14 protein-coding genes are annotated in these 16034 nt (G+C 37.4%); 8 read left to right on the top strand and 6 right to left on the bottom strand.

The features are described from left to right. Positions 1-316: 316 nt before the first annotated feature. The 5 genes from prfB (at position 317) to AC5YDH_RS11435 (ending at position 5026) form a co-directional block, all read left to right on the top strand. Positions 317-1412, top strand: a protein-coding gene (gene prfB / locus AC5YDH_RS11455; protein ID WP_496119628.1) for a peptide chain release factor 2 whose coding sequence is annotated in 2 segments (ribosomal slippage) — positions 317-388 and positions 390-1412 — 1095 coding nt in all. Because the reading frame shifts where the segments join, the coding sequence is not laid out codon by codon here. 139 nt (positions 1413-1551) lie between these two features. Continuing rightward, positions 1552-1851 carry an ArsR/SmtB family transcription factor gene (locus AC5YDH_RS11450; protein WP_496119677.1) on the top strand — a complete coding sequence of 100 codons (300 nt, stop codon included), beginning with the start codon at positions 1552-1554 and terminating at the stop codon, positions 1849-1851. 26 nt (positions 1852-1877) lie between these two features. Then, positions 1878-2942 carry an alkene reductase gene (locus AC5YDH_RS11445; RefSeq protein WP_496119626.1) on the top strand — a complete coding sequence of 355 codons (1065 nt, stop codon included), beginning with the start codon at positions 1878-1880 and terminating at the stop codon, positions 2940-2942. Between the two features lie 96 nt (positions 2943-3038). Then, positions 3039-4319: a 3-deoxy-D-manno-octulosonic acid transferase gene (locus tag AC5YDH_RS11440; protein ID WP_496119624.1), complete on the top strand. Its 1281-nt coding sequence runs from the start codon at positions 3039-3041 to the stop codon at positions 4317-4319. Then, on the top strand, positions 4316-5026 hold the full coding sequence (locus AC5YDH_RS11435) for a 16S rRNA (uracil(1498)-N(3))-methyltransferase (protein ID WP_496119622.1): 711 nt from the start codon (positions 4316-4318) through the stop codon (positions 5024-5026). The genes AC5YDH_RS11440 and AC5YDH_RS11435 overlap by 4 nt, the downstream gene beginning before the upstream one ends. 3 nt (positions 5027-5029) lie before the next feature. Here the strand turns inward: AC5YDH_RS11435 and AC5YDH_RS11430 are convergent, their stop codons facing one another. Beyond that, a complete protein-coding gene (locus AC5YDH_RS11430) occupies positions 5030-5986 on the bottom strand; it encodes a mechanosensitive ion channel family protein (RefSeq protein ID WP_496119620.1) in 957 nt (318 codons plus the stop codon). Positions 5987-6096: 110 nt separating this feature from the next. After that, complete coding sequence (locus AC5YDH_RS11425; protein WP_496119618.1) at positions 6097-6678, bottom strand: DUF805 domain-containing protein; 582 nt, start codon at positions 6676-6678, stop codon at positions 6097-6099. 280 nt (positions 6679-6958) lie between these two features. Here AC5YDH_RS11425 and acs point away from each other — a divergent pair, with 280 nt between their 5' ends. From acs to AC5YDH_RS11410, 3 genes are all read left to right on the top strand, one after another. After that, positions 6959-8905 (top strand): acetate--CoA ligase, encoded by a 1947-nt coding sequence (acs, locus tag AC5YDH_RS11420; RefSeq protein WP_496119616.1) that lies wholly within the window; start codon positions 6959-6961, stop codon positions 8903-8905. 137 nt (positions 8906-9042) lie between these two features. Next, positions 9043-10221 carry an acyl-CoA dehydrogenase family protein gene (locus tag AC5YDH_RS11415; RefSeq protein ID WP_496119675.1) on the top strand — a complete coding sequence of 393 codons (1179 nt, stop codon included), beginning with the start codon at positions 9043-9045 and terminating at the stop codon, positions 10219-10221. 328 nt (positions 10222-10549) lie between these two features. Next, positions 10550-11863: a CitMHS family transporter gene (locus AC5YDH_RS11410; protein ID WP_496119614.1), complete on the top strand. Its 1314-nt coding sequence runs from the start codon at positions 10550-10552 to the stop codon at positions 11861-11863. A gap of 57 nt (positions 11864-11920) precedes the next feature. Here AC5YDH_RS11410 and AC5YDH_RS11405 read toward each other — a convergent pair whose 3' ends face one another. From AC5YDH_RS11405 to msuE, 4 genes are all read right to left on the bottom strand, one after another. Next, positions 11921-12535, bottom strand: a complete 615-nt coding sequence (locus tag AC5YDH_RS11405; RefSeq protein ID WP_496119612.1) for a riboflavin synthase subunit alpha — start codon at positions 12533-12535, stop codon at positions 11921-11923. A gap of 80 nt (positions 12536-12615) precedes the next feature. Continuing rightward, entirely contained in the window at positions 12616-13776 is a 1161-nt protein-coding gene (locus AC5YDH_RS11400) for an MFS transporter (protein WP_496119672.1), read from the bottom strand. A 215-nt stretch (positions 13777-13991) separates the two neighbouring features. Next, positions 13992-15098 carry a dimethylsulfone monooxygenase SfnG gene (gene sfnG / locus AC5YDH_RS11395; RefSeq protein ID WP_496119610.1) on the bottom strand — a complete coding sequence of 369 codons (1107 nt, stop codon included), beginning with the start codon at positions 15096-15098 and terminating at the stop codon, positions 13992-13994. Between the two features lie 32 nt (positions 15099-15130). Then, positions 15131-15862, bottom strand: a complete 732-nt coding sequence (gene msuE, locus AC5YDH_RS11390; protein WP_496119608.1) for an FMN reductase — start codon at positions 15860-15862, stop codon at positions 15131-15133. Positions 15863-16034 lie beyond the last annotated feature (172 nt).

Genomic DNA, 16034 nt, shown 5'->3' with positions numbered 1-16034 from the left:
TGTGGCAATGTAAATAGGGTTGGATTTGTGTAATTTGTGTTTTTAAGTAATTGAAATATAAAATTATATTTTATATTCATATTTTGATAGATTTTAATTTTAAGTAAAAAATAGTTTTTTTATTGTAAGGTCTGATTAATATTTAAGCTAAATTTCGCTTTTGGCTCTATTAGATGATGGCTGTATTCAAAGTGTAGAAACTAAAAAAGTGTTTAAATTTATTTCAATTTCTTATCGAGTGAAGTGTGAAATCGCATATTTGGTCTGTGCTATAATTTAACGCTATTTTGAATGTTTTAAATTGAGAGTATTTCACGTGGAAATTAATCCGTATCTATTACAGCTAAAAGATTTAGACGAACGTGGTCAAACACTACGGGGGTATCTTTGACTACGATCTTAAGAAAGAGCGTTTAGAAGAGGTTCTACGTGAATTAGAAGACCCTACAATTTGGAATGATCAAAACCGCGCGCAAGCGATGGCTAAAGAAAAGGGCGAATTAGAAAACGTATTAAACGTGCTTGATGGCTTATCGACTCAATTAGAAGATGCTCAAGCGATGCTTGATCTTGCGGTTGAAGCTGAAGAAGAAGAAATGCTTGTAGATGTTCAAGCAGAATTAGATTCAGCTGAAGCGGAACTTGCTAAATTAGAATTCCGCCGTATGTTCAGCAATCCAATGGATCCAAACCCTTGCTATGTTGAAATTCAAGCAGGTTCAGGTGGTACAGAAGCACAAGATTGGGCATCTATGTTACTGCGTATGTATATGCGTTGGATTGAACGCCATGGCTTTAAAGCTGAATTAATGGAAGAATCTGACGGTGATGTGGCTGGTATTAAGTCTGCTACGATTCGTGTAGAAGGCGAGTATGCGTATGGTTGGTTACGTACAGAATCAGGTGTACACCGTTTAGTGCGTAAGTCTCCATTTGACTCAGGTAACCGCCGCCATACATCTTTCTCTGCTGTTTTCGTTTCTCCTGAAATTGATGACAATATTGAAATTGAAATCAATCCTGCAGATGTACGTACAGATACTTACCGTGCTTCTGGTGCGGGTGGTCAGCATATTAACAAAACAGATTCTGCAGTACGTTTAACGCATGCACCAACAGGTATTGTGGTTGCTTGTCAGAACCAACGTTCACAACATGCTAACCGTGATCATGCTTGGAAACAATTACGTGCAAAATTGTATGAATTGGAAATGAAAAAGCGTAATGATGCAGCTCAAGCATTAGAAGATACAAAGTCTGATATTGGTTGGGGAAGTCAAATTCGTTCATACGTTTTAGATGACTCACGTATTAAAGATTTACGTACAAGTGTTGAAAGCTCGAATACGGGTGCTGTACTTGATGGTGATCTAGATAAATTTATTGAAGCAAGTTTAAAACAAGGTCTGTAAACAGACCTTTGCAAACATTTGTGTAGCAAAGCGAAACCGCTTGGAATATATATCTAAAAAAATCGATATATTAATCGATAAAATACGATATAATGATTGGAGCTGAATTGTTTTGTTGCACACAATTTGTGATGAAACTATGGACATCGACTTAATTTATAAAGCCTTATCCAACCCGACTCGTCGGCAAATTTTGCAGTGGTTAAAAACACCCGAACAGTTTTTGCCTGAAGATGAGTGTAATGGCTTTACGCGTGGTGTTTGTGCAGGGCAAATTGAGCGATTGGGTCAAGTATCACAATCGACCATGTCAAATCATTTGTCTGTGTTACAACAAGCAGGTTTAATTACTGCGACTAAGCATGGGCAATGGTCTTATTTTTCCCGCAATGAAACATTGATTCAGCAATATATTGAATATCTACAACAACACCTCTAAATGAAATTAGAGGGTGGAGTCACAGAATGGCTGAATTGAATACCCCCCTAAAACTTGGTGCATTAGAGCTGAAAAATCGTGTCATCATGGCACCTTTAACACGTAGCCGTGCAACCGATGATCGTGTTCCAACACCACTTATGGCGCAGTATTATGCTCAGCGTGCGAGTGCAGGCTTAATTATTGCTGAAGCAACAGTGATCTCTGAAGAAGCGAACGGTTATTTAAATACCCCAGGTTTATTTACTGATGCTCAAGTGGATGGTTGGAAGCAAGTCACACAAGCAGTTCATGACAAAGGTGGCTTAATTGTTTCGCAGCTTTGGCATGTTGGTCGTGTATCCGATCCATCATTACTCAATGGTGAAACACCTGTTTCAGCGAGTGATGTAAAACAAGCAGGGCAAGTGAGTTTACTCCGTCCGAAACGTGATTATGTTGCACCACGTCCACTTGAAATCTCAGAAATTCAGGCGATTACAGCACAATATAAGCAAGCAGCAATTCGTGCAAAAGATGCAGGCTTTGATGGTGTAGAACTCCACGCAGCCAATGGTTATTTGATTGACCAATTTTTACAAACTAAAACCAATAAACGTGAAGATGAATACGGAGGTTCAGTCTCGAACCGTGCTCGATTCTTGTTGGAAGTTGTAGATGCTTTAATTGAAGTATGGGGTGCAGATCGAGTGGGTGTTCATCTTGCACCACGTGGTGATGAACATGACATGGGTGATGACAATCCACGTGAAACATTCGGTTATGTGATGGAAGAATTAGGCAAGCGTAATATTGCGTTCTTCTTTACACGTGAATATTTAGCAGAAGATAGTATTTCTGATGATATGAAAGCGTGCTCAAATGGTGTTCCATACATTGCCAATATGCGTTTAAGTCGTGAAGATGCAATTGAATTATTGGCTTCAGGTAAAGCTGATGCAGTGTCATTTGGTAAAGCTTATATTGCAAACCCAGACTTGTATGAGCGTTTAGTACAAAATGCACCACTCAATGAACTTAAGTTTGAAAACATGATTGGTACCAATGTTCCTGAAGGATATATTGATTATCCAACATTAGAACAAGCATAAAGTTTAATACTATTATTTTTAAAATAAGCCACATGAATTAACAAGTTCGTGTGGCTCTGTTATATTTTCAGTAGACATTCATAAAAGGCGAAGTATTTGGCTACTCCATTTTGGTATAACGCAGCATTATCAATTTTAAAACCACTTTATAAATGGCGTATAAAAAAACGTGCAGTGAATGCTGAACAACTACAACAGGAGCAGTTAGAGCGCTTTGGTCCATTTCAAACGCCTAAAAATGTGCAAGCCATTTGGTTTCATGTCGTGTCGGTTGGGGAAACCAATGCTGCACAGCCCTTAATTGAGTATTATTTAAAATTAGGACATCCTGTTTTAGTCACCAATACAACAAAAACAGGGCAAGCCCGTGCGAAATCTTTATTCTTAAAAGAACCCTATTTAGATTTATTTCAAGCAGTATATTTACCTGCTGATCAAAAACAATTAATTGCAGAATTTTTTAAATTATATCAACCGAAATTATTGGCTTTAGTTGAAACTGAACTGTGGCCAAATTTGATAGATCAAGCTCATGAATTTGATGTGCCGTGTATTTTAATTAATGCGCGACTTTCAGAAAAATCTGCAAAGGGTTACGGTAAAGTACCAAGCCTAACAAAACCAATGTTGAGAGGCTTAAAAGAGCTCTTAGCTCAAGATCAAGCATCACTCGATCGCTTTGTTGCTTTGGGTGCAAGTACAGATACAAGCCAAGTTGTAGGAAGTATTAAATTTGATATTTCTGCACCATTATCATTTGTAGAACGCGCTCAACAGTTAATAGCAGAGTGGCAATTAGAAAACCGCAAAATTATTACGATAGCAAGTACGCATGCACCTGAAGAAAAAGATATTTTGATGGCTTTAAAGCCTTATTTAGCAGAGTATTCTGAGCTTCTTTGTATTGTTGTACCACGTCATCCTGAACGTTTTGATGAAGTTTTTGAGGTAAGTCAAAGCTTAGAACTAAATACGCAACGTCGTAGTTTAGGTCAATCTATTCAAGCCGACACGCAAGTTTATTTAGCAGATAGCATGGGCGAAATGTGGTTGTGGTATGCCATGAGTCAGGCATGTTTTGTGGGTGGTTCTTTAAGTGAACCGGGTGGCGGTCATAATATTTTGGAACCAATCGCACTCAATGTACCGACGGTTTTAGGCGAAAACTATTTTAATTTTCAAACGATTGTTGATGAGTTTGTGGAAGCATCTGCCATTAAAATTGTACAAACTGCTGAAGAAGCAGCACAAGATTTAGTTCAATTAGCTTATGATTCTGAGTTGGTTGCACATTTGAACCTAAATGCTGCCAATATTATGGAAAAAAATAAAGGCTCTTTGGCGAAACATATCCACGTGATTGACGAATATTTATGAATATTGTTTTACTTGATGAGCGTCAGACTCAGTCGGATATTTGGAAAATTACATCGAAACGTCAACTCGAACATTTGCATACGCATGTTGATGTAAAAGTAGGAGATACTCTAAAAGTAGGTATTCTTCATGGTAAGCGGTATCTTACAAAAATTGTTGATATCTCGGACACTGCAATTCATGTACAAGCATTAAAAGAAGAAGCTATTCCTAAAAAGTTAGCAGTGACTTTAATTTTGGCTTTGCCTAGACCTAAAGTTTTACGTCGTTTAATTGCAGATAGTGTGACCTTAGGTGTAGAGAAGATTATTTTGCTTCATAGTTATCGGGTCGATAAAAGTTATTGGCAAACGCCATTTTTGCAACAACTCGATCATTATATAACATTGGGTTTAGAACAAGCTGGCGATACTATTCCTCCGAAAATTGAACTGTATAAACGGTTTAAGCCTTTTGTTGAGGATGTACTTCCAACGCTTATTTCAGCAGACCAACCTGCTTATGTAGCACATCCGTATGCAGAAGAAAAAATGCCATGTGCAATTTCACATGGTTGTAGCATTGTGATTGGTCCTGAAGGTGGTTTTATTCCTTATGAAATTGAGTTGCTCATAAAAAACGGCTGCCAAGCTGTAAGCTTAGGCAACCGTATTATTAGAACCGAGACAGTCATTCCCTATGCTTTGGGAAGGCTATTTAATTCCTAAAAATTATTCAGGTGTTACCGTTGAACCACGGTGAACTTTAACCTCTTGAACAGGATATGGAATTGAAATTTCATGTTCTGCAAATGCGTGAATAACAAGTTCTTGTACTTGGCTAATAGACGCTGCCGTACCTGTTTCACTTGTATTTACCCACCAACGTACCGTTAAGTTTACTGAGAAATCTGCAAGTGCTGATACGTTTACGCTAAAGCCTGGTTGGCTAAGGATAGTTGGGTCACGATCTAATATTTTTAAAATTACATCACGTGCTTTTTGTACATCATCTTCATAACCAATACCAACAACAAATTCGCAACGACGACGCGTATAAGCGGTGTTTACCGTTACTGCACTGGTATAGACTGTTGCATTAGGAATAACAATACGACGACCATCTGGTGAGCGTAAGAATGTTGCACGAATTTGAATATCTTCAACTGTCCCTTCCATGCCTGAAACAATAATGTCATCGCCAATTTTGAAGGGTTCGCCAAGTAAAATTAGAATACCCGACAGTAAATTTTGAAAAATATCTTTAAATGCGAAACCGATCGCAACAGAACCAATTCCCAATGCACTCATCAATTGACCTGGAGTAAAGCCCGGAATTGAGATGACCATCGCAATTAGAAAACCAATAAAAATAATAGCAGAGCTACCGACACGGTTAAGCACTAAGACTAAGTTTTGCTTGGTGTAAGAGCGTTCAGATAGTGCTTTGCGTACAAAGAATTTAAATACTTTTGAAAGTAAATAAAAAATAGTAAACACAAAGAGAGCGATACAAATATACGGTAAACGCTCCCAAAAACCATCCATAAATTTATCGATCGTTGAATAAGCATCATTGTATTTTGTAGTATGTTCTAGAACAGTTTGTGCTGTTTTAGATGTTGCTTCGTGCAAAAGCTGGGTTGTGCCTTGAGCAACTTCATTCAAGGCATTTTGTTGTTCGGCCACGGATATTCCGATGAGTGAAAATTTTTATTATTTTGCCTGAATTTGTAGAAAAATTTAAGAAATAAAATTTTACCACGTGTATAAAATTGTCAAAAGATCAGGATTTTTGTTTAAAAGTAATCCGTACTTTTTTCAAGGATTTCAGTTGGTGTTTCAAGCTGACCTGATCCCATCATATAAGAAACAAGGCTACCTGTGCTGAATATAGATAAAATGGTAATAATGATCATCAACCAAGCTAAAATCTTTTCCCATGTGGCATTTTCACGTTGAGAACCATAGCGATTAGAACCTGAAGTACCTGAACCTAGTAGTAGATAGAAGAAGATAAAAATATTCACAAGTGGAATTAAAAAAAGCAGAATAAGCCAACCAGAATGGTTCATGTCGTGAAAGCGACGGACTTGAATGACTATGTTGAAATAAATATATAAAACAGAAATAACCAAAAAGCCTAATCCGCCTAAGCCTGTTAATGTATCTATGAAATGTGAATCTAAGGATTGTGTACTTAAGTTAAAAATGCCTAAAGTTAAGCTCAACGCAATGAAAGCAAAAAAAGCAATTAAATTGAAAAAACCATACCAAGCGATATAACTTAAACGTCCGAAACGACCCGTTAAAGATAAAGGACTATCTTTAATATGAGGTTGCTGACGTGAAAAAAAGTTGGATGATTGGTTCTGATTCATAAATTGGCTCAAGTTAAAAAAGGGAAGCGAGATTTGAACTGCAATCGTATTTAAATATATGTATGAATTATAAAATGAATTAAATATTTCAGATATAAAAATGAACAGTCTGAATAAATTAAATTGTAATTTGATAGATGGCTGTGTACAAATAATATACGACTAAAGCCTGATTGAGATGTATTAAAAATAACCTTAATACTAAATATATGCAGAAATAAAAACCAATAATTGGCATGACATTTCGAGATGAAATGTAAAAATATCAAGGAAGTATAATATGAATGAATTATATCCTGTTCCAGAAGGATTTAAAAAAACTGCTCGAACCAATGAAACTGAATACTTTGAGCGTTATCAAAAATCTATAGATCAGCCTGAGGAGTTTTGGGCGGAACAGGCAAAAAAGCTTGATTGGATTAAGCCATTTACGAAAGTTAAAGATACAAATTTTGATGCCAATAATTTTAAAATCGAATGGTTTGCAGATGGTCAGTTGAATATTAGTGCCAATTGTTTAGATCGGCATTTAAAAGAGCATCCTTATAAACCTGCCATTATTTGGGAGGGAGATCATCCATCGCGTCATAAAATTATTTCATTTGCAGAATTGCATGATGAAACATGTCGGTTTGCCAATGTATTAAAAAAGAATGGCGTGAAAAAGGGTGACCGTGTTGTGCTTTATATGCCAATGGTGTCTGAAGCTGCTATTGCTATGCTTGCTTGTGCACGTATTGGTGCGGTGCATTGTGTAGTATTTGGTGGTTTCTCGCCAGATTCTTTGGCAAGCCGTATTGAAGATAGTCAGGCAAAAATAGTGATTACAGCAGATTCAGGTATGCGTGGTGGAAAACCAATTCTGCTTAAAGACAATGTTGATGCTGCACTCGAATTATCTGGAACAGAATCAGTTCAAAATGTCATAGTGGTACACCGCACGGGTAACCCAATTCAGATGAAAGCGGGTCGAGATTTGTGGTATCACGCAGAAATTATGACGGTTAATGAAATTTGTCCGCCTGAGCCGATGAATGCAGAAGATCCATTATTTATTCTATATACATCAGGTTCAACAGGAAAACCCAAAGGTGTTTTACATACAACGGGCGGTTATCTAACGTATGTAAATTGTACTTTTCGAGAAGTTTTTGACTTAAAACAAGATGATGTATTTTGGTGTACAGCAGATGTAGGTTGGATTACAGGACATTCATACGTACTTTATGGTCCACTTTCAAATGGCACAACCACAGTGATGTTTGAGGGAATTCCACAATATCCAACATGGGCACGTACAGGTCATATTGTAGATAAGCACAACGTCACAATTCTTTATACAGCGCCAACAGCAATTCGCGCCATGATGCGCGAAGGTGATGCATTTGTACGAGAAAGTGATCGGAGTAGTTTGCGCCTATTGGGTTCTGTAGGTGAGCCAATTAATCCTGAAGCATGGAATTGGTATTACAGCGTAGTGGGTGAAAGCCGTTGTCCAATTGTCGATACGTGGTGGCAAACAGAAACGGGTGGTTTCATGATCACGCCTTTGCCAGGTGCAACAGATTTAAAACCAGGTTCTGCAACACGACCATTCTTTGGAATTAAACCTGCCATTGTAGATGCTGAAGGTGGTGAGCTGAATGGTGAAGCCGAAGGGAATTTAGTTATTAAAGATTCTTGGCCGGGGCAAATGCGCACTATTTGGGGGGATCCTGCACGTTTTATAGAGGCATATTTTTCAACTTATCCGGGTACATATTTCACGGGAGATGGTGCTCGTCGAGATAAAGATGGTTATTACTGGATCACAGGACGTGTGGATGATGTCTTGAATGTATCGGGACATAGACTTGGAACTGCTGAAATTGAAAGTGCTTTGGTTGCTCATGAGCATGTAGCAGAAGCGGCTGTAGTGGGTATGCCTCATGATATTAAAGGGCAAGGCATTGCAGCTTATGTGACTTTACAAGCAGATACGCCTGAGTCGGAAGAGTTACGTAAAGAACTTGTCGCATGGGTGCGTAAAGTACTTGGTCCTGTGGCAACGCCTGATGCAATTTATTGGGCACCTGCATTACCAAAAACACGTTCAGGGAAAATTATGCGCCGTATTTTAAGAAAAATTGCGGCAAATGAGCTAGATAGTTTGGGTGACACTTCAACCTTAGCAGACCCGCAAGTGGTGGATCAGCTCATTATTGAAGTGCAATCTCAACATACTTAAAACAATGCATTAATAAAAATACCGCTAGTTTAGCTAGCGGTATTTTTATTTTTGGAATAAAGACAGCAGACATTCAGATAAAGCAGATCTATGCGCTCTGTTAAGCTAAAAACCTAAGGAATAACACAGATAAAATGATGAATATTCACGCTCAAAATCTTCAAGATCCAATTTCTATTGCACATAAACTTGCAGAACAATTTGCAATGACGGCAGCAGAACGTGATAAGCAAGGTGGAAACCCAAAAACTGAACGTGATTTAATTCGTCAAAGTGGGTTATTGGGTTTATCTATTGGCACGCAGTATGGTGGGCAGGGTGCGAGTTGGAAAACCATTTTTAAAACTATTCAAACGATTGCTCAAGTAGATAGTTCATTGGCACATGTGTACGGGTTCCATCACTTACTGATTGCCACTGTTCAACTTTTTTCACAACCTGAGCAATATGGCAAATGGTTTGAGCAAACTGCACAAAATAATTTGTTTTGGGGAAATACCTTAAATCCATTGGATCGAAGAACAATAGCAAGCAAAATTTCAGATTCAGAATATATTTTTCATGGTGATAAGAGCTTTTGTTCAGGCTCTATGGATTCTGATATTTTACTGTGCTCTGGATATAACGAAGCAGGAAAATTATTAATTGGCGTGATTCCTACAGCGCGAGAAGGAGTGAGCTTTTTAGGGGATTGGAATAATATGGGGCAACGCCAAACGGATAGTGGAACGAGTCATTTTGAACACGTAAAGATTCAAGAAGATGAGTTGTTATTAAATCCGGGGCCATTAAGCACACCATATTCAAGTTTACGTCCGCTTATTGCCCAACTTATATTTGTACATATGTTTTTAGGTGTAGCAGAAGGGGCATTTGAAACGGCAAAAGAAACAGTGAAAAGCCAAAAAGCTTGGTCTAAATCTTTAGCTGAAAATGCCGTTAACGATCCTTTTATTCAAAAACATTTTGCAGAATTTTATGTGCAACTTGAAAGTGTACGTTTACTTGCAAATAAAGCGATTGAAGCATTGCAACAAGCTTGGGAGGTAGGTGAGAGCCTAACAGAAGAACAACGTGGTGAAGTTTCAATTGCAATCGCAACTGCGAAAATTGCATCTACGAATACCTCGTTATATATCACACAAAATATATTTCAAGTCATGGGGGCACGTGCAACGACAGCGAAACTTAATTTAGATCGTTTTTGGCGCAATGTACGTACGCAAACTTTGCATGATCCTGTCGATTATAAATATCAAGAAATTGGTGAGTGGGTACTTACAGGAAAAGTTCCAGATCCGAGTTTTTATTCTTAAGTTAATTTTCTACTGATTTAAATGGGCTTTTATGCCCATTTTTTTATTACTACTATCATAAATTTTAACTGATTACATTGACTAAAAATTATACTTTGCAAAAAGCTAACGAGAACACAATAAACACATTATATTTTTTATATTTATTAAGCTTTAGATTATTAATCAGAATTTTTGATTTATTTTTTAATTAAAGTTCAAAATAAATTTTAGCAATTTTTGCAGTCTCCATGCTTTGAATTTTTATTCTAAAAGTTATGTAAAAAATTAATTTGAGACAGGATTGGTCTTAGCGTTTTGCTAAAAAACGTATCAGAAGGAGTATTCAATGCTAACGTTAATTGGCATTTTAATTATTGTGACTATTGTTGTTCTGCTTTTGATAGGCAAAGTAAACCCTATTTTAGCGATGTCAATTATTCCTTTAATTGGTGCATTTATCGCGGGATTTACCCCATCAGAAGTTTCAACATTTTTTGAGTCAGGTATTACCAAAGTTACCAAAGTTGCGGTGATGTTCCTTTTCGCAATTCTATTTTTTAGTGTGTTAAAAGAACTTCATGTTTTTGATCCACTGATTAAAAAAATGGTGGCGATTACTCGGGGTAATGTTGTGGTTGTTGCAATTGTGACTACATTAATTGCAGCTGTTGTACATTTAGATGGTTCAGGTGCAGCAACATTCTTAATTATTATTCCTGCATTATTACCGTTGTATCGTAAGTTAGGCATGAGTCCATATTTGATGCTATTGCTCATGGCAGGAAGTATGGGGGTGATGAATATGGTGCCTTGGGGCGGTCCATTAGGACGTGCTTCTGCTGTAACGGGTGTTGATGCTTCTGTTTTGTGGCAAAGTATGATTCCCGTGCAGGTTATTGGTATTTTAGGCATGGTTGGTGTTGCAGTCATTATGGGTTTACGTGAAAAACGTCGAATTGCTGCAGCGCATTTAATGGGGACAACACCATTTAATCAAGACTGCACTTTAACCGATTTTCCTGATGATTCAGATGAAACTGTTAAACCAAAAAAATTATGGATCAATTTTGGTTTAATTATTTCAGCGGTTATTTGCTTGGCATTTGGTCTGTTCTCTGCTCCGTATGTATTTATGATTGCATTGTCTTTGGTGTTATTCATTAACTTTCCAAATCCTAGAGAACGTATGCAAGCAATTAGTCGTCATGCACCACAAGCATTGACTATGGTTGCTATTATTTTCTCAGCAGGTGCTTTCTTAGGCATTATGACTGAATCGGGAATGTTGAAATCAATTGCCGTTGATCTGATTCAAATTTTGCCATCAGCATGGGTGGGTGGATTACATATTTTTGTGGGTATTCTTGGTGTTCCGATGGATATCTTTACAAGTACAGATGCTTATTACTTTGCTTTATTACCGATTGTACAAGAAGTTACGGCAACTTCAGGTGTTGCACCAAATTCAGTGGTATATGCCATGGCAATTGGTAATAACGTAGGTACATTTGTGAGTCCATTTTCACCTGCAACATGGCTAGCTATGGGGCTTGCAGGTACGGAAATGGGTAAGCATTTACGTTATTCATTTGGTTGGTTGTGGTTATTTAGCTGGTTCTTGTTAGCGGTGGGCTATGCGCTAGGTTTATATTGGTTTTAATTTAATCTTTATAATTATTTGTAAAAAGGCTACTTCATTTGGAGTAGCCTTTTTATTTTAGCGACGATGAATGTTTTCTAAAGTATCGACAAGCGTACGTGTCATTTGATCAATTTCATAATTCACTTCATCTCCAATTTTTATATCTTTCCAAGTGGTTAAGCGTAAAGTTTCAGGAATTAAATCAATTGAAATTGTGTTTTGATCACGGTTTACCGCATTCACGGTAAGGCTGCAGCCATTGAGACCAATAAATCCTTTTAAGAAAAAATATTTAATATTGTTTGCGGGAATTTCGAGTTCTAAATGTAGAGTTTCCCCATTTTTTTCAAGCTGTCGAATGATTGCAGTACCTTCAATATGACCATATAAATTATGACCACCATTTTCTGCTCCAACTTTTGCAGAACGCTCAATGTTGACTTCATTTCCAGTATTTAAAAATTTTAATGTGGTAAGTTTGTTGGTTAGTGCAGATACGTCAAAATGTACCTGATTTTCTTCTAAATTAATGTAGGTTGCTGTTAAACAAACACCATTAATTGCAACACTAGCACCAATAAAAACATCGTGAAAAAAGTTTTGATCGTTTGAAATCACAAGCGTTGTAAAACCATCACCTTGGCGGATTTCTAAGACTTTTTCTAAACCTTGAACAATACCTGTGTACATAATTTAAAATTCTTCTCATCAAAATAATGAAGATTGTGCAGTTACATGATAGCCAACTACATTGATTCTATTAATTTACATTAAACTTTATGGTCAACATTGGGTAAAAAGAATGTTAATAGACCGAGTAAAGGCAAATAAGAGGTAAATGAAAAGACCCATGAAATGCCTTGATGATCGGCAACATAACCAAGTGCTGCTGCCGCGATTCCGCTAATTCCGAACATGAGTCCAAACATTAAACCCGAGATCATGCCGATACGGCCTGGCATAGCTTCTTGTGCATACACCACCATGGCTGAAAATGCAGAAGACATAATGATGCCAGCAAAAATAGTAAAGATGCATGTCCAAAATAAATTAGCATAAGGCATCATGAGCGCAAAGGGCGCCATACCTAAAAATGACACCCAGATGACCGCTTTACGTCCAATACGATCTCCAATTGGACCACCAACAAATGTTCCCAATGCGACGGCTGCAAGAAAGGCAAATAGGTAAAGCTGAGCATGTTGTAGGGTAACGTGAAACTTGTCCATTAGATAGAACGTATAATAATTACTAATGCTTGAGATATATGTAAATTTTGCAAACATTAAAAAGCAAAGAATCACAATCGCGCGTATGAGAGGTGAGTTGCTTAATCGAGCTTTGGTAATTGGCTTAGATTTATTTTGTTGATTGGCTAAAGTCGTTTTTACAGTCCAACGACTAATTTTATATAAAACAAAAATAGCGAAAATGGCGATCATGCTCAGCCATGCTGCAGATGCTTGACCACTTGGAACAATGATTGCCGCTGCTAATAATGGACCGATGGCAGAGCCACTATTTCCACCCACTTGAAAGGTCGATTGTGCAGTACCAAAATGCCCTCCAGAAGCCATGCGAGTAACACGCGATGCTTCAGGGTGAAATGTAGAAGAACCAACACCAATAAGGGCTGCTGAAATGAGAAGTAATCCAAAATTAGGTGCAAATGCGAGTAAAAAAATACCACTTAATGTGATGCACATTCCAATAGGTAATAAATACGGTTTTGGATATTTGTCGGTATAAAATCCAATCCACGGTTGAAGCATTGAAGCCGTCATTTGAAAAACCAGTGAAATAAGACCAACTTGAGCAAAGCTAAGAGCAAAATTTTCTTTTAAAAGCGGGTAAATTGCAGGTAAAGATGCTTGTATTAAATCGTTTAAACAGTGGGCGAGGGCAATGGCTAAAACGATAGGAAGCGACATTTTACTGGATGAGTTCGACTGATTTTGTGGGGTCGGATTCGCTAATTTTGATGTGGAACTCACTATTTTCTATTCTCTAATTTTTCAATCGTTCAAGTATAAGGTTATCGTAATAATTCATGTGATTGAATTGCATCATGTATAAAAAAATCCCTTAAGCCGAGTCTTAAGGGAAAGTTATAACATTAGAATTCTATTTAATTATTATCTGAAAATTATGCAGATTTTGCCGTAATTTCATTTTGTTTTTCTTCTTCAAGTTCACGAACTAAAGGCAGCACTTTTTCACCAAAATATTCAACTTCTTCGATAAAGTGCAAGAAGCCTGAAAGTACCAAATCTACACCTATAGCTTTTAATTCAATAATGCGTTCAGCAATTTGTTGTGGTGTACCAATCAAATTTGTGCGGAAACCATCGTTATATTGAACTAAGTCTTCAAAAGTCGATTTTGCCCAGTTTCCTTCGCCTTCTTGGGTTGCTGCCCCAGCTTCTTTAGTGGCATGACCAAAGGCTTTTACTGCATCTACATTGGCATGATCAATAATTTTTTGCAGAACGGCTTTTGCTTCTTCTTCTGTGTCACGGGCAATGATGAATGCATTTACACCGACTTTAATTTCATGATTATTTGCACGTGCTTTTTCACGTAAATCATCAATTTGCTTTTTCAATTCTTCTGGGGTGTTGCCATTGGTGAAATACCAATCTGAAACACGAGAAGCCATATCGCGTGCTGCACGTGAACTGCCTCCTTGAAAAATTTCAATATGTGGTTTTTGCACAGGTTTAGGCGAAAGTGTGTAATCTTTAAATTGGTAATATTTACCATCAAAATTGAAATGATTTTGTGTCCAAACACCTTTTAAGGCACGAATGAACTCTTCAGAACGTGCATAGCGTTCATCATGTTCAGGCCATTCTTCACCAATGGCATCGAACTCTCCACGAAACCAACCACTCACTACATTAATTGCGATACGTCCATTTGTTAAATGATCAATCGTTGCAAGTTGTTTTGCCGCAAGAGCTGGTTTCCAAGGGCCAGGTAAAATTGCAGCAATGACTTTTAGCTTTTCAGTTTTTGCTAAAATTCCATGACTGAAACTCACAGATTCATGCTGATTTTCAGCGTTATAGCCCGCAGTAAAACGAATTTGAGTGAGGGCATATTCAAAGCCACTTTTTTCAGCCGCTTGAGCTAAACGTACGTTATATTCATAGCTCCAATCTGTACGTTGTTCAATGTTGCTGACAACCAAACCACCACTAACGTTTGGTACCCAATATGCAAATGTAATATTTTTATTGATATGTGACATGAATAAACCCTCTGTTTTTTATAAATTATTCATTATGCAACTTGAGATTTTGGTTTTTTATGATGAAGTAAAGCTTCAGCCGCATCTAAACTTGGTACAGCAGCAGATGGTAAAACTTCTTCTTGTTCAATTAATTTGTTGATGCCGAGGCTTTGTGTTGCTTGTTGTGATTTTGCTTTAGCCACTTCAGCACGTTGACCTTTTGCAGGTGCCCATTCAAGAATAGGGAGTGCACGTGCTACAGCAAGCGTGATACGGTCACGAAGGAATTCGCTATGAATAGTGTATTCAGGTGTGAAATCACGGTCAGTTGCATAAACACCAATTGGTAAAGTCTGTGCTTGGAAAAAACTGAAAAGAGGGCGTAATTGATGCTCTAAAACAAGTGCATGACGATCACTACCACCAGAAGCAGCAAGTAGCACTGGTACATCGACAAGAGCTGTTTGTTCTACGAAGTCAAAGAAATGTTTGAATAAGCCTGTGAAAGATGCACGATAAACAGGTGTGCCGACAATTAATGCGTCTGCTGCTTCTACGGCAGCTAAGTCATCTTGCACACGTTGTGGTAGTTGATTTCGATAAATTGCACCACCTAAAAATGAACCAATTTCGCTAAACTTAATGAAGTGAATATTGATGGGGGTCGCTTCACCAAGTTCATCTAAAATTGCTTGAACAAGCGTTTCTGTTTTAGAAGGATTATTTAAGCCGCCTGAAACAGCAACGATATTAAGTGGTTTTTGTTGATTAAAATTTGACATTTGAGGAAGCCTAAAAGAGATATATTTCGGAATTCTTTTATTAATCAATATGTGCTTAATTCTGTAAAATAAAGAAATGAAGATAAGTTATCTGATTTTAAGATATGGATTGGTTGGTGAAGTTTTTAGGTTTAGTTAGTTATTTAAATATATGAAAAATAAAATTATATTT

Source organism: Acinetobacter sp. FY683 (assembly GCF_059515885.1).
This window is presented reverse-complemented; position numbering and strand designations above follow the sequence as displayed.

Coding starts and splice junctions, on each gene's coding strand:
- AC5YDH_RS11450 (WP_496119677.1), top strand. CDS start 1,552: ATGGACATCGACTTAATTTATAAAGCCTTATCCAACCCGACTCGTCGG.
- AC5YDH_RS11445 (WP_496119626.1), top strand. CDS start 1,878: ATGGCTGAATTGAATACCCCCCTAAAACTTGGTGCATTAGAGCTGAAA.
- AC5YDH_RS11435 (WP_496119622.1), top strand. CDS start 4,316: ATGAATATTGTTTTACTTGATGAGCGTCAGACTCAGTCGGATATTTGG.
- AC5YDH_RS11425 (WP_496119618.1), bottom strand. CDS start 6,678: ATGAATCAGAACCAATCATCCAACTTTTTTTCACGTCAGCAACCTCAT.
- acs (WP_496119616.1), top strand. CDS start 6,959: ATGAATGAATTATATCCTGTTCCAGAAGGATTTAAAAAAACTGCTCGA.
- AC5YDH_RS11415 (WP_496119675.1), top strand. CDS start 9,043: ATGAATATTCACGCTCAAAATCTTCAAGATCCAATTTCTATTGCACAT.
- AC5YDH_RS11410 (WP_496119614.1), top strand. CDS start 10,550: ATGCTAACGTTAATTGGCATTTTAATTATTGTGACTATTGTTGTTCTG.
- AC5YDH_RS11405 (WP_496119612.1), bottom strand. CDS start 12,535: ATGTACACAGGTATTGTTCAAGGTTTAGAAAAAGTCTTAGAAATCCGC.
- AC5YDH_RS11400 (WP_496119672.1), bottom strand. CDS start 13,776: ATGTCGCTTCCTATCGTTTTAGCCATTGCCCTCGCCCACTGTTTAAAC.
- sfnG (WP_496119610.1), bottom strand. CDS start 15,098: ATGTCACATATCAATAAAAATATTACATTTGCATATTGGGTACCAAAC.
- msuE (WP_496119608.1), bottom strand. CDS start 15,862: ATGTCAAATTTTAATCAACAAAAACCACTTAATATCGTTGCTGTTTCA.